Consider the following 13,573-nt stretch of genomic DNA (forward strand, 5'->3'; position numbering starts at 1 on the left):
CACTCAGGCTAGCGGCATGGGTTTTCCGAACAGCCAGCCCTGGCCGTAATCGCAACCCAGATCGGCCAGCGCATCGCGCGTCTCGCGGGTCTCGATACCTTCTGCCACCACCGACATCCCCAGCGTGTGTGCCAGCGCGATCGAGGAGCGCACGATCTCCAGACTCTGCTTGGATGTCAGCATGGGGGCGACGAAGGCGCGATCCAGCTTGAGCGTGCCGATGGGATAACGCTGCAGATTATCCAGTCCAGAGTAGCCGGTGCCGTAGTCGTCCAGTGCCAGTTTGAACCCGAGCTCGATCAGCCGACTCAGGATGTTCATGGCGAGTGCGGGCTGTTCCACCATCACCGTCTCGGTCAGTTCCAGCTTCAGCGATTCGGGCGGCATGCCGTGGCGGGTGATGATGGCGATCACATCGTCCACCAGGTTGTCGCCGGTCAGTTGCCGGGCGGACAGATTGACGCTGACGAAGGGAGTGTCATGCTTGGTCATCTCGCGCAGACGCGGCCAGTCGCGTGAAGCGCGTTCCAGCGTCCACAAACCGAGTTGGCGGATCTGTCCGGTCTGTTCGGCCAGCCACAGGAAGTCCATGGGCGGGATCAGGCCATCGGTCGGATGATGCCAGCGGATCAGCGCTTCGAAGCCCGCCACGCTGTCGTCCTTCAGGTCGCAGATCGGCTGGTAATACATCTCGAACTCGTTCTGGTTGAGCGCGCGCGTGATGCCGTGTGCCATCGACAGTTTCTGCGTGGCGGCACCTTGCAACTCTCTGCGTGACTGCACGCTTTCCGGGCTTTGATCCGGTGTCGATGTGTGATGTGTTTCGTGTCCGGGATTGTTGCGGAAGCGCTCCAGGATGACTTGCAACAGATGACGCAGGATGGGGTCGCTGCGATCCAGCAGTTCCTGCACCAGCTGCCGCTCGATCTGGATCAATATGGTGTCGGATGTGGTGCGGGCCGTCGCGGTGCGGGGGTGTTGATCGAGCAAGGCCACTTCGCCGAACAGTTCACCCGCCTTGAGCAGGCTCAGACGCAGATCGCCGGTGCCCGAAGTCTGGATGATCTCCACTTCACCGGATTCGATGATGTATGCGCAACCGCCTTCATCCCCTTCGGAGAAGATGTATTGGTCTTTGCTGAAATGCTTTCTATCTAGCCTGTCCAGTGTCATGGTATTTTTGCCGTCAGCCAGCGATAAGGTGCGCGTACATTCGCACCTTTGCCGGATTCAATCAAGAAGAACGATGGCCTATATATTCCGCCGGGGATGATGGGTCACAACACATTGGAGTGCGCCATGAGACTACGTTTATCCGCCAGAGTACTGCTCGCTGCATCGATCATTCTGCACAGCAGTGCTTGGGCCGCTTCGCCCGCACCGGTCGCGGCGGAGCACGGCATGGTGGTGACGGCGCATCATCTGGCCACGCAGGTCGGCGTGGATGTGCTGAAGGCGGGCGGCAATGCAGTGGATGCCGGGGTGGCGGTGGGCTATGCGCTGGCGGTGGTGTATCCCGTGGCGGGCAATCTGGGCGGTGGCGGCTTCATGACGCTCATGCTGGCGGATGGCCGCAAGACCTTTCTTGATTTTCGCGAGAAAGCGCCTCTGGCAGCGACAGCTGGTATGTATCTTGACCGTGACGGGAATGTGGTGCAGGGGGCGAGCACGGACGGGCATCTGGCAGTTGGCGTGCCGGGTACAGTGTCCGGCTTGCAATATGCGCTGGAGAAGTACGGCACATTGCCGCGCAGCAAGGTGATAGCCCCAGCGATCAAACTGGCGCAGCGCGGATTCGTGTTGGGGCAAAGCGATATCAATATGCTGGGTATGGCGACGCAGGCATTCAAAAAAGATGCGCCATCCGCGGCGATCTTCCTGAATCGTGGACAGCCTTATCAAGTCGGTCAGCGCTTGGTGCAGAAAGATCTGGCGCGCACTTTGCAGCACATCAGCAAGCGAGGTAGTGCCGGGTTCTATCAGGGACCGGTGGCTGCCGCGCTGGTGGCAAGCAGTCAGACGAACGGCGGCATCATCGCGCAGGCCGATCTGGATCAATACCGTACGCGCGAACTGGCGCCCATTGAATGCAGCTATCGCGGCTACGGCATCGTCTCCGCGCCGCCGCCAAGCTCGGGCGGGGTGACGATGTGCGAGATGTTGAACATCCTCGAAGCCTATCCATTGCCTGCACTGGGCTTCCATTCGGCGCAGGCGGTGCACTATCAGATCGAGGCGATGCGCCATGCCTATGTGGATCGCAACAGCTATCTGGGTGATCCGGACTTCGTGGACAACCCGCTGTCACGTCTGCTCGACAAGGACTATGCCGCGCAGATACGCGCCAAGATCGAGAATGACAAGGCGGGCATCTCCATGCAGATCAAGCCCGGTGTCGCGCCGCATGAAGGCGATAACACCACGCATTACTCCATCGTGGACAAGTGGGGCAATGCGGTGTCGGTCACCTACACTTTGAACGGCGCGTTCGGTGCCAAGGTCACCGCAGCGGGGACGGGCGTGCTGCTCAACAACGAGATGGACGATTTCACGGTCAAGGTCGGCGTGCCGAACAGTTATGGTCTGGTACAGGGCGAGGCGAACGTGATCGCGCCGGGCAAGCGCCCGCTGAGTTCGATGAGCCCGACCATCGTCACGAAAGACGGCAAGCCGCTGATGGTGGTGGGCACGCCGGGCGGCAGCCGCATCATTACCGCGGTGATGCACGTGATCCTTAACGTGATTGACTACGGCATGGATATCCAGGAGGCGGTGGATGCGCCGCGCTTCCACCAGCAGTGGTTGCCCGATACGACCTTCGTCGAACGATACGCGCTCAGTCCGGATACCCGCAGTGTGCTGGAATCATGGGGGCAGAATTTCAGCGATACCGGCTATGCCAACCATGTGACGGCGATCCTGATCGGTGCGCCCAAGCTGGGCGGTGCAGCGGTGGGGGAAAATCGTTACTACGGCGCGAACGATCCGCGTCACAACACGGGACTGGCCTTGGGATACTGAGCGATAGCCGAACAGCTATCGCATCCGATCACATCGCGCCGCTATCCTGATCGTGGCGGTGTTTCTTGTACAGCAGGCTCATCACGCCGGAGAGGATGAGACCGAACACGGTGAGGATGATGAAGATGTGCAGCTCCATCTTCTCCATCACGGCGTACAGGCCGAGCATGGCGAAGATGCTGATGTTCTCGTTGAAGTTCTGCACCGCGATGGAACGGCCGGCGCCCATCAGCAGGTGGCCGCGATGTTGCAACAGCGCATTCATCGGTACCACGAAGAAACCGCCCATCGCGCCCATCACGATCAGAAGTAGAACGGCCAGCATGCTGCTGGAGATCGGGATCATCAGCAGCACGACCAACCCCATCGCGATGCCGACCGGCAGCACGTTCACCGAATGTTCCAGCGTGATGTAGCGCGCCGCCAGCACCGAACCGATGGCGATGCCGATGGCGAACCATGCGGTGAGTTGGGCGGCCTGCCCGATGTCGTAGTTGAGGGCGACCGCCGCCCAGCCGATCAGCAGCAGGCGCAGCGTCGCGCCCGCGCCCCAGAACAGCGTGGTTACCGCCAGCGAGACCTGCCCCAGCGGATCCTTCCACAGCAACTTGAAGCAGTGCCAGAAGTCCTTGGTGAGCGCGATCGGGTCGCGGCTCAGCGGCTTATGGTCGATGGGGACGTGCGGGATGTACAGGTTGAACACGGCCGCGATCACATAGAGCACCAAGATGATGGCGATGGCGAACATTGGCACGCTGTCCAGCAGCGGGATGTTCAGCGATTCGACCAGCGGTGCGAACATGGTGGGCGAGATGAGGATGCCGCCGATCACCGCACCGAGCACGATGGCGGCGACGGTGAGGCCTTCCATCCAGCTGTTCGCCTTCACCAGTTGGCTGGGCGGCAGGTATTCGGTGAGGATGCCGTACTTGGCGGGCGAATAGGTCGCGGCACCCAGCCCGACCAGTCCATAGGCGAGCAGGGGATGCAATCCAGCCAGCATGGCGATACAGCCGGCGAGCTTGATCAGGTTGCTGATGAACATCACTCGCCCTTTGGGCAGCGAGTCGGCGAAAGCCCCGACAAAGGGGGCGAGCAGGATGTAGGAGAAGATGAAGAACTGTTGCAGGACCGGGGTGTGCCAGCTGGGTGAGGCAAGGTCTTTCAGCAGTGCGATGGCGGCGAACAGCAGAGCATTGTCGGCGAGCGCACTGAAGAACTGCGCTGCGAGGATGGTGTAGAAGCCGCGATTCACGATAGGTATGGGTTGGAGTGACGGCGTTTTATAACATGAAATTTCCGGGTGATTGTTAAATTCTCGATACAGCAGGCACTTTTCGAATCTCGCCCGAAATGAGGCCTGCTATCATTCGCGCCACGATTTATTCACTGCAGAGTATCCATGTCACGCCCTATCCAGGCTCATATCGACCTTTCCGCATTGCGCAACAATCTGCGTGTGGTACGCCGTGCTTCATCGGCGCGCGTGATGGCGGTGGTAAAGGCTAATGCCTACGGGCATGGTCTGCTGCAGACTGCCAGGGCCCTGAACGATGCCGATGGCTTCGCCTTGCTGGATGTGCGCGACGCGGTGGCCTTGCGTGACGCCGGTTTCCGCCAGCCCATCCTGCTGCTGGAAGGTTACTTTTCGCGCGACGAACTGCCTTTGCTGGCCGAGTACGAACTGACGACCGTGATCCATAGTCATCAACAACTGGAATGGCTGGATGCCTACCCGCGCAAGAACGGGCTTTCGGTGTGGCTCAAGCTCAACAGCGGCATGAACCGGCTAGGTTTCTCGGCCCAGGAGTTCCCCGCCGTGATGGAGCGCCTGAAGTCGCATCGCGCCGTGCGCGAGGTCACCCTGATGACCCATTTTGCGCAGGCGGACGAAGCACCCGGCGTGTCGGCACAACATGCCCTGTTCGAACAACTCACTGCGAATCGCCACCATCCCCGCTCGCTGGCCAACTCCGCCGCCATCCTGCGTCATCCCGCCGCGCATGCGGACTGGGTGCGTCCCGGCATCATGCTCTATGGCAGTTCCCCGTTCGGCGATGCCAGTGCGGAAGCGCTGGGATTGCAGCCGGTGATGACGCTGAGCAGCGAGCTCATCTCGGTGCGCGACATCAAGGCGGGGGAGGCGGTCGGCTACGGTGCGACCTTCCGTGCCGAGCGCGCCATGCGCATAGGCACAGTGGCCTGCGGTTATGCCGACGGTTATCCGCGCCATGCCGCGACCGGCACGTCCATCCTGGTGGACGGGCAGCGCACGCGCACGCTGGGGCGGGTGTCGATGGATATGCTGAGTGTCGATCTGAGCGCATTGCCGAATGCGCGCGTCGGCAGTCGTGTGGTGTTATGGGGAGAGGGCATGCCGATCGACGAGGTGGCGCGCTCCGCCGGTACCATCAGTTATGAATTGCTGTGCGCATTGGCACCGCGCGTGCCTGTATCGCAGGCGTAATCAGTAACGCAGACGTAAAAAATACCCGCCAATATTCGGCGGGTATTTTTTGGAGTCAAACAGACTAGGCGATACGGAAGCGTCCCGCCAGTTCGTCCAGTTGCTTGCTGAGCGCAGTCATCTGTTGCGCGGAGGAGGCGGTCTGGGCAGCGGCCATGCTGTTCGTTTCCGTCCCTTGTGCGATCTTCTCGATGCGCTCCGCGATGTCGCGTGCGGCCAATGATTGTTCCTGTATCGCCGCCGTGATGTCGTCCACCGCGCGCGCCGCTTGCTGGGCCGCTTCGTTGATGCTGCTCACCGATTTGCCGGCCTGACGTGCCAGATCGACGCCGCCGCTCACCCGTTTGACGCTGACTTCCATTTCCTGGGCTGCCTGCTTGGTGCCTTCCTGTATCTTGCCGATCATGCTGCCGATCTCTTTGGTTGAGGTCGCGGTACGTTCGGCTAGCTTGCGCACTTCATCGGCGACCACGGCGAAACCGCGACCCTGTTCACCGGCGCGTGCCGCTTCGATGGCGGCATTGAGCGCGAGCAGGTTGGTCTGGTCGGCGATCTCGCGGATGGTGTTGACGATGCTGGTGATCTGGTCGGAATAGCCTTCCAGACTGCGTATGCTGGTCGCGACATGGTTCACGGCGGTGGCGATGAGTTCCATCTCCGATGCCGTGTTCTGGATGATGCTGCCGCCTTCGGTCGCCTGTTTGCTGGAGGTCTGGCTGACCGCATAGGCTTCCTTGGCGTGCTCGCTCACCTGGTCGATGGAGACGGAAAGTTGTTCCATTGCGGCGGCCATGCCGGAAGCGGCTTCGGACTGCATCTCGGTGACCTTGGAACTGCTCTGGGCCGAGCTGGAGACTTCGCCGGACGTGATGTTCAGGGCGGAGATGCCCTCTCTCACGTTGGCGATCAGTTCATGCAGGTTGTTGCGCATCACCGATAGCGAGGCGACCAGATCGCCCAGTTCGTCCTTGCTGGCGGCCGGCAGCGGTTTGGTCAGGTCGCCGGCGGCGATGGCGTTGGCTGCATCGATCGCGGCTTGCAGACCGCTGCGGATACGACGGATGATGAACCAGGATTGCAGCAGGAGTCCGAGTGTGCCTGCAACCAGCAGGATCTCGAAGATCAGGGCATCCAGTTTCGCGGTAGTCAGAGCCTGCTCGTATTCGCTCTTGGCGACTGAGGTCTGGTAAGAGACCAGCTTGTCCAGCGAAACGTGGAATGCCGCACGTTCCTCGCGTCCGGCGACCAGCAGGTTCTGCAGGGCATCCTTGCTGTAGTTGTTCTGTGACAAGGCGTTGACCGTCTCGGCGATCTTCTTCTGCCAAGCCGTGCGCTGGGCATCGACATCGGCCGCCAGCACCTTCTCTTCCTCTGTCAGGGTGGTCGCCATGTATTTCTGCCACAGCGCGTTGATCTCGTCCTTGCGCTTGCTGACGTTCTCCAGATGACGCGTTACGGGATGGCCGTGCAGCGATGCCAGCGCGCCGGACGGGTCGTGCTGGAACGCCAGCACCAGATCGTTGTAGTTCTCGCGTATCTTGGAATCTATCTGACTCAGGTCGTACATCGGTACGGCGCGATCCTCATATACGCTTTGCAGGCCCTTGGTGGCAGCGTTCACGCCCATCCAGCCGACGCTGATAGCCACCACGAAGCCCGCCAGGGCACTGAGAGAGAGTAGCCACAGGCGCGAGACCATGCGCATGTTGCCGAACATGGCACCGAGTTTGCCGAGCAGGGAGCGCGGGGCGAGTTGACCTTCATCCAGCTTGATACGGTCATCGTTCTGCATGCGGCCATAGAGCGCCTCTGCCGCGCTGATCTCCTGCCGCGTCGCGGCGACACGGACTGAGACATAACCGCTACCGTCCGCCAGCGGCGATGCATAGGCGCGCACCCAGTAATGATCGCCGTCCTTGCGCCTGTTCTTCACCAGACCGCTCCACGGGCGTCCTTTCTTGATCGTGTCCCACAGATCGCGGAAGGCTTCCGGCGGCATGTCGGGATGGCGCACGAGGTTGTGCGGTTGCCCCATCAGTTCCTTTTCAGTGAAGCCGGAGAGCGCGATGAAGGCTTCGTTGGCCCGGGTTATCTGGCCCTTCTGGTTGGTGTAGGAAATAACGGTCTGCCCCTGCGGGAAAGGGTACTCGCGTCCGGTGACGGGCTGGTTGTTGCGCATGGCTTCTCCTTCAGTTTGATGCTGACTATGTAGCTATCGACCGCAGTAGGGGTAAGTTGAATCCTGATGAACAGTCTATCCACGGTGCCGCAAGGCAAAGCACGGAGTAGCGAGGGAAAACGGTGTCAGTTTGACATGCGAAAGGTCGCCAAAACCACTTTATTGACAAGGGGATGCGTGCGCAAGCAAGGATGGCCGCGTGGTGTGCGGAGACGAAGGGATGCAGAAAGACTAGGTGGCGCGATGCGCCGCTCAGGCGCTGATCGCTTGCAATAGTTCGCTGGCGGCTTTTCGCATGGCGGCCGTAGATGTGTCGGTCAGCACAAGCGGATGCGCATGTTCCATATCGCCGTAATGGCTGTCGTGTGAGCGCTGGTAGCCGGGGTCGTAGTGCAGCGTCAGCAGTTCATCGACCAGCGTCTCGAAGTTCCCGGCTCGTATCAAACCTTCCCATTCCTCGATGCGCTTCGCGCCGTGGAAGGGCTTGAGGATCTCGATCTTTTTGATCAGTGTCTCGGGATCGTTGATGAAGTGCTGGTATTCCTCCATCAACAGCGCGATGCGCGCTTCACGCGAGGTATCCAGCAATACGCATGCGCTGCTGTGCATCGCAGCGATCAAGGGGGCGGGGACGGTGAGGCGGCCGATTTTGCTGCTCTCGGACTCGACGAACACCGGGCGCACTGGGTCGAATCTGCTCATGGCCTGTACCAGTGCCGTCTCGAACGATTTGGGTGAGGGTTGCGGCTGCGATGGAATGCCGCCCAACACCGAGCCGCGATGATGGGCCAGTGCTTCGAGGTCGAGCACTTGCGCACCCTTTGCGGTCAATGCATCCAGCAAGCGGCTCTTGCCCGAGCCGGTCGGCCCGCAGACGATGCGGAAGCTGAAGCGCGCGGGCAGTGTTTCCAGCTTGTCCAGCACGTCGCGCCGGTAGGTCTTGTAGCCGCCTTCCAGCTTGTGCGCGGCCCAACCGACCTGTCCCATGATGATGCTCATCGCGCCGCTGCGCTGCCCGCCGCGCCAGCAATAGACCAGCGGCTTCCACGACTTGGGCTTGTCCATGAAGCGTGTTTCCAGATGCCGGGCGATGTTCTTCGCCACCAGCGCCGCGCCCACCTTGCGTGCCTCGAACGGCGAGACCTGCTTGTACAGGGTGCCGACGGTGATACGCTCTTCGTCCGATAAAACGGGGCAGTTGATCGCGCCGGGGATATGGTCGTCGGCGAATTCCGCAGGGGTACGCACATCGATGATTTCGTCAAAGTCACCGAGCTGTGATAGGTTCGCGGTCTTGAATAACATGAGTGGTGGGAGTGAAGATGTCTGAAGTGAAATTGACCCGATTGTCGCACGGCGGCGGATGCGGCTGCAAAATCGCACCGGGTTTGTTGCAGGAGATACTGGGCAAGACCAAACATGCGATGCCGTTCCCCGACTTGTTGGTGGGTATCGAGAGCAGCGACGATGCTGCGGTCTATCGTCTGAACGACCAGCAGGCGATCATCGCCACCACCGATTTCTTCATGCCGATCGTGGACGATGCGTTCGACTTCGGGCGCATCGCGGCCACCAATGCCATCTCCGACGTGTACGCCATGGGCGGTACGCCGATCATGGCGCTGGCCATCGTCGGCATGCCCATCGACAAGCTGCAGCCGGACACCATCCGCCGCATCCTGGAAGGCGGCGAATCCGTGTGTCGTGATGCGGGCATCCCCATCGCGGGCGGCCATTCCATCGATGCGCCGGAACCGATCTATGGACTGGTCGCGCTTGGCATCGTTCATCCCGACCATGTGAAGAAGAACAACGCGGCCCGTGACGGTGACGTGCTGATCCTCGGCAAGGGGCTGGGGGTGGGCGTACTGGCCGCCGCGATGAAGAAAGAGCTGCTGAGCGACGCCGGTTATGCGCAGATGATGGAGACCACGACCAAGCTGAACCGCGTGGGCAGCGAGCTGGCCGCGATGCCGGACGTGCATGCGCTGACCGATGTGACCGGTTTCGGTCTGTTGGGTCATCTGCTGGAGGTTTGCCGCGGATCCAGTCTGGGGGCGACGATACGTTTCGATCAGGTGCCGACCTTGTCCGAGGCGTTGCCGCTGGTGCAGCAGGGCATCGTGGCCGGTGCCATCGCGCGCAATCTGGCGAGCTACGGTCATGAGGTGGATTTCGCGGCAGGGTTGCCGGAATGGCAGCGTCAGTTGGTCGCCGATCCGCAGACCAGCGGCGGCTTGCTGGTGTCGGTCGCGCCGCAAGGCGTGGCGGCTGTGCTGGCGGCATTCGCTGCGGCGGGATTTGCGCAGGCGGCGGTGGTCGGTGAGATGCGCGCCGGGGCTGCACGCGTCGCGGTGGTCTGAGCTGCCGTCGTTGCCTCCTCCAGCAGGGAACGGCGTTCCGTTCGTTTTTCTTCCGCGTCCGTAAGTGAGGATCGGGTCAGCGTTTCCGCCGCATGCTTGGCAAGACGTTCTCTGCCGGCTCCGGCCTGCTGTACAGATAGCCCTGATGGATGACCTTGCCGCGCTGATTGAGGAAGTCCGCCTGTTCCTGCGTCTCCACGCCTTCCGCCACCACTTTGAGGTGCAAGTGTTTCGCCACCGATAGCATGATCTCGACCAGTGCCGCATCGTTCGGGTCGGTCGTCATGTCCTGCACGAAAGTCTTGTCTATCTTGAGCTCGTGGATGGGCAACTGTTTGAGGTAGGATAGCGAGGAATATCCGGTGCCGAAATCGTCCATCGAAAAATGGATGCCCAGCGCACTGAGTTCAACCATCTTGGCGACCACGTCCTGCAGGTTGTCGATCAACATGCCTTCGGTCACTTCCAGCGTGAGGTGGGTCGGGTCAGCACCGCTACTGGTCAGTGCCTGTTTGATCTGATCGACGAAGTTGGACTGGCGGAAGTGGCGCGGGCTGATGTTGACCGCGATCCTTCCGCTGCAACCGATCATGTCCGCTCGCGCCAGCATCCCGCACACCTGGTTTAGCATCCAGTTGCCGATGTCGATGATGAGGTTGGACTCCTCCGCGATCGGGATGAAAGCGTTGGGCGCGATCAGGCCGCGCTGCGGATGCTGCCAGCGTATCAGCGCTTCGGCACCGACGGTCTTTCCGGTCGCATCCACCTGCAGTTGCAGGAACGCGCGCAGCTCGCCTGTGTCAATTGCATGGCGCAGGTCGCGCTCGATCTCGAAGCGATAATGCGCAGCCTCGTCCAGCGCGCCCTCGTAGAAGGAGGTCTGGTCTTTGCCGCGCGATTTGGCGTGGTGCAAAGCGGTGTTGACGCGGCGCAGCACATCCAGCGGCGCGTCTTGCTCGTCATCCGGGAACAGCGCGATACCAAGGCAGGCCGTGATGCTGGCGGGTTCCTGCCCGACCTCGAAGGCCTGGTGCAGGCTGGAATGGATCTTCTCCGCGATATGCTGCGTAAAGTGCGCGGCTTCCTCGCGGGAGGAGGAAAGGTCGGTCAGCAGGATGCCGAACTCGTCGCCGGATACACGAGCCACCACATCGCCTTCCCGCATGATGGCAGCCAGGCGTTGGCCGACGGCCTGCAATAGCGCATCGCCCAGTACCTGCCCGCCGGCATCGTTGATGGTCTTGAAGTTGTCGATGTTGAACAAGATCAGTGCGCTGCAATGCCGCGAGCGGCGGGTGAGGGCGATCATCTGCTCCATGCGTTCGAGCAGCAAGGGGCGGTTGGGCAGGCCGGTGAGCGTGTCGTAGAAGGCCAGCCGGTGGATCTCTGCCTCGTTGCGCTGCTTCTCGGTGATGTCCTGCTGCACCGACACGAAGTGGCTGATGCTGCCGTCCGGTTGGCGGATCGGGCTGACAATGGCATGCTCGGTATATTCGCTGCCGTCCTTGCGCTTGTTGACGAAATCGCCCTGCCACACCCGGCCAGCCGCCATCGTCGCCCACAAGTCGCCGTAGGTCTGCCGTTCGGTCTTGCCGGAGTGCAGCATGCTTGGGTTCCTGCCCAGCACTTCCTCGCGGGTGTAGCCGGTGTTGTGCTGGAACGCCTCGTTCACATACTCGATCCTGGCATCGATATCGGTGATGAGGATGCTCTCCGGACTCTGTTCGACCGCCAGCGACAGCTTGCGCAGTTGATCCTCGGCCAGTTTGCGTGCGGTGATGTCGAGCAGGATGCCGATGATGGCGGGTCTCCCCTCATAACTGTACGCGCGGCCGTAGACCTCCAGCTCAATTAGCGTGCCGTCGCGGCGTACACCCTGGGCTTCGTAATGGATGACATCAGCCTCGCCCGTTTCGCGCTTGCGGATGTTCTCCTGTACTTTTGCCATATCTTGCGGAGAGACAAGGGTAGAAGAAGGGATGTTGTCGATCAGGTTTTCAGGCGAGTCGTAACCGAAGATGGTGGCGAAGCCCTGATTGGCGTAACGGAAGCGGTTGTCCTGGATGATGTAGATGCCGGCCATGGATTGCTCGACCAGCGCACGGTAACGCGCCTCGCTGTCGCGCAGCGCGAGTTCGGCCCGGTTGCGTTCCGTGATGTCGTCGCCGGCGCTGAGCACACCGACGATGTTGCCGACATCGTTCTTTAAATAGCCGTTGTGCCAGGAGATCAGGCGCCGGCTACCGTCCCGGCACAGTACTGTATTTTGGATGAACTCGGCTGTCTCCAAGTCGCCGCCGATGATCTGGCGGAATAGCGGAAACATGACTTCCATACCTTCAGGCTGTGGTAAGCAGTGCTTGAACCAGTTCTGCCCGAGCAGCTCTTTTTCGTCGTAGCCCAGCAGTTCGCAGCCGTAGCGGTTGATCATGCGGATGCGGCCCTCGTCATCCAGCGCCAGCATGACGTTCAGCACGCTGTCCAGATAGCTCTGGTTGGTGTCGCGCTCGCGCCGCAGCGCCTGCTCGGTGATCTTGAGGGCAGTGATGTCGCGCGAGATGCCGAACACGCCGATGACGTTGCCGTCCGCGTCGTGCAGCGGCCCTTGCGTAGCGGAGAACACCCGCTCGCCGTCGGCCATGGCGAGTTTGTGCTCCCAGGTGACGACCCGGTTCGCTTCCATGGTGCTCTGGTCGTCTTTCATTACGCGCGCTGCATCCTCGGCGCTGAAGACGGCGGTGTCGTCACGGCCGAGCACGGCTTGCACCGACTTGCCGGTGTTGCGCTCCGCGGCGTGGTTGAACAGCAGGTAGTGGCCTTCGCGATCCTTGGCAAAGATGGCGTCGGTGGAGCTTTGTGCGATATCGTGGAGCAGTTGCAGTGCCTGCGCCTTTTCGGCCAGATTGGTCTCGGCCATTTCCTTCGCGATTTTTTCGCGCTGGCGTGCGTCGTGCAGCATCATGCTGAGGAAGCTGACCAGTAATCCGTTGAGGAACAGGATGCCGAGTTGTATCGCGTAGTCCGGCTGGGCGATCTCGAAACTGCCGATCGGCGGGATGACGAAATAGGCCAGCGCAATGCTCGAAACGAACGTGGCGAACAGACCGGGTCCGAACCCGCCCAGTGCGGCACTCAGGATGATCGGGAACAGCAGCAGGATCATCAGCGGCCGATCGGTGAATATCGGGGCGATGTCGTTGCGAACCAGAAAGGTGAGCAGGGTGACCGAGGCAGCGAACAGGTAGAGCTGCCAGCGCGGCCAATCAACCAGCGCGCCGCTGCGTATGGGCGTCTGCGCGCTCGCCGTCAGCCTCTTCAATAGCAGGTAGAGCAGCACCGAGGTGACCGCGACGAAGGACAAGCCTTTCAGGGTCTGGGAAAGATGCAGGGTGGCCGTATCGCCGATGAGGTGCCGTATCGCTTCGTCAGAGAACAGTATCCACAGGGCGGCGAAGACGGCATAGAGCAGGACGATCCTGAAGATGTCGATGCGGGCAGAATTGTTGGTGCCTTGGTCGTGCATAGCGAAGCCCCCGATCCGGT

The 13,573-nt window shown here is 61.1% G+C and carries 8 protein-coding genes; 3 read left to right on the top strand and 5 right to left on the bottom strand.

The features are described 5' to 3' along the window. Positions 1 to 3: 3 nt before the first annotated feature. Positions 4 to 1,173: an EAL domain-containing protein gene (locus ACYCZ5_RS01825; RefSeq protein ID WP_461543057.1), complete on the bottom strand. Its 1,170-nt coding sequence runs from the start codon at positions 1,171 to 1,173 to the stop codon at positions 4 to 6. A 126-nt stretch (positions 1,174 to 1,299) separates the two neighbouring features. On the opposite strand from ACYCZ5_RS01825, the gene ggt reads away from it, so the two are divergent. Next, the gene (ggt, locus tag ACYCZ5_RS01830; RefSeq protein ID WP_461543058.1) at positions 1,300 to 3,021 is read left to right on the top strand and encodes a gamma-glutamyltransferase; all 1,722 of its coding nucleotides are present in this window, start codon (positions 1,300 to 1,302) and stop codon (positions 3,019 to 3,021) included. Between the two features lie 28 nt (positions 3,022 to 3,049). On the opposite strand, the gene lplT is transcribed toward ggt, so the two are convergent. Then, positions 3,050 to 4,276: a lysophospholipid transporter LplT gene (lplT, locus tag ACYCZ5_RS01835; RefSeq protein ID WP_461543059.1), complete on the bottom strand. Its 1,227-nt coding sequence runs from the start codon at positions 4,274 to 4,276 to the stop codon at positions 3,050 to 3,052. A gap of 147 nt (positions 4,277 to 4,423) precedes the next feature. On the opposite strand from lplT, the gene alr reads away from it, so the two are divergent. After that, on the top strand, positions 4,424 to 5,488 hold the full coding sequence (gene alr / locus ACYCZ5_RS01840) for an alanine racemase (protein WP_461543060.1): 1,065 nt from the start codon (positions 4,424 to 4,426) through the stop codon (positions 5,486 to 5,488). A gap of 64 nt (positions 5,489 to 5,552) precedes the next feature. Here the strand turns inward: alr and ACYCZ5_RS01845 are convergent, their stop codons facing one another. After that, positions 5,553 to 7,667, bottom strand: coding sequence for a methyl-accepting chemotaxis protein (locus ACYCZ5_RS01845; RefSeq protein ID WP_461543061.1), 2,115 nt, complete (start codon positions 7,665 to 7,667; stop codon positions 5,553 to 5,555). Positions 7,668 to 7,919: 252 nt separating this feature from the next. Continuing rightward, the gene (mnmH, locus tag ACYCZ5_RS01850) at positions 7,920 to 8,972 is read right to left on the bottom strand and encodes a tRNA 2-selenouridine(34) synthase MnmH (RefSeq protein WP_461543062.1); all 1,053 of its coding nucleotides are present in this window, start codon (positions 8,970 to 8,972) and stop codon (positions 7,920 to 7,922) included. 17 nt (positions 8,973 to 8,989) lie between these two features. On the opposite strand from mnmH, the gene selD reads away from it, so the two are divergent. Then, a complete protein-coding gene (gene selD, locus ACYCZ5_RS01855) occupies positions 8,990 to 10,030 on the top strand; it encodes a selenide, water dikinase SelD (RefSeq protein ID WP_461543063.1) in 1,041 nt (346 codons plus the stop codon). Between the two features lie 76 nt (positions 10,031 to 10,106). On the opposite strand, the gene ACYCZ5_RS01860 is transcribed toward selD, so the two are convergent. Then, positions 10,107 to 13,553: a PAS domain S-box protein gene (locus ACYCZ5_RS01860; RefSeq protein WP_461543064.1), complete on the bottom strand. Its 3,447-nt coding sequence runs from the start codon at positions 13,551 to 13,553 to the stop codon at positions 10,107 to 10,109. Positions 13,554 to 13,573 lie beyond the last annotated feature (20 nt).

The organism is Sideroxydans sp. (genome assembly GCF_054604835.1).

What these genes read in the sequence shown, in the direction of transcription:
- ACYCZ5_RS01825 (WP_461543057.1), bottom strand. Translation starts at nt 1,173, where the DNA reads ATGACACTGGACAGGCTAGATAGAAAGCATTTCAGCAAAGACCAATAC.
- ggt (WP_461543058.1), top strand. Translation starts at nt 1,300, where the DNA reads ATGAGACTACGTTTATCCGCCAGAGTACTGCTCGCTGCATCGATCATT.
- alr (WP_461543060.1), top strand. Translation starts at nt 4,424, where the DNA reads ATGTCACGCCCTATCCAGGCTCATATCGACCTTTCCGCATTGCGCAAC.
- ACYCZ5_RS01845 (WP_461543061.1), bottom strand. Translation starts at nt 7,667, where the DNA reads ATGCGCAACAACCAGCCCGTCACCGGACGCGAGTACCCTTTCCCGCAG.
- mnmH (WP_461543062.1), bottom strand. Translation starts at nt 8,972, where the DNA reads ATGTTATTCAAGACCGCGAACCTATCACAGCTCGGTGACTTTGACGAA.
- selD (WP_461543063.1), top strand. Translation starts at nt 8,990, where the DNA reads ATGTCTGAAGTGAAATTGACCCGATTGTCGCACGGCGGCGGATGCGGC.
- ACYCZ5_RS01860 (WP_461543064.1), bottom strand. Translation starts at nt 13,553, where the DNA reads ATGCACGACCAAGGCACCAACAATTCTGCCCGCATCGACATCTTCAGG.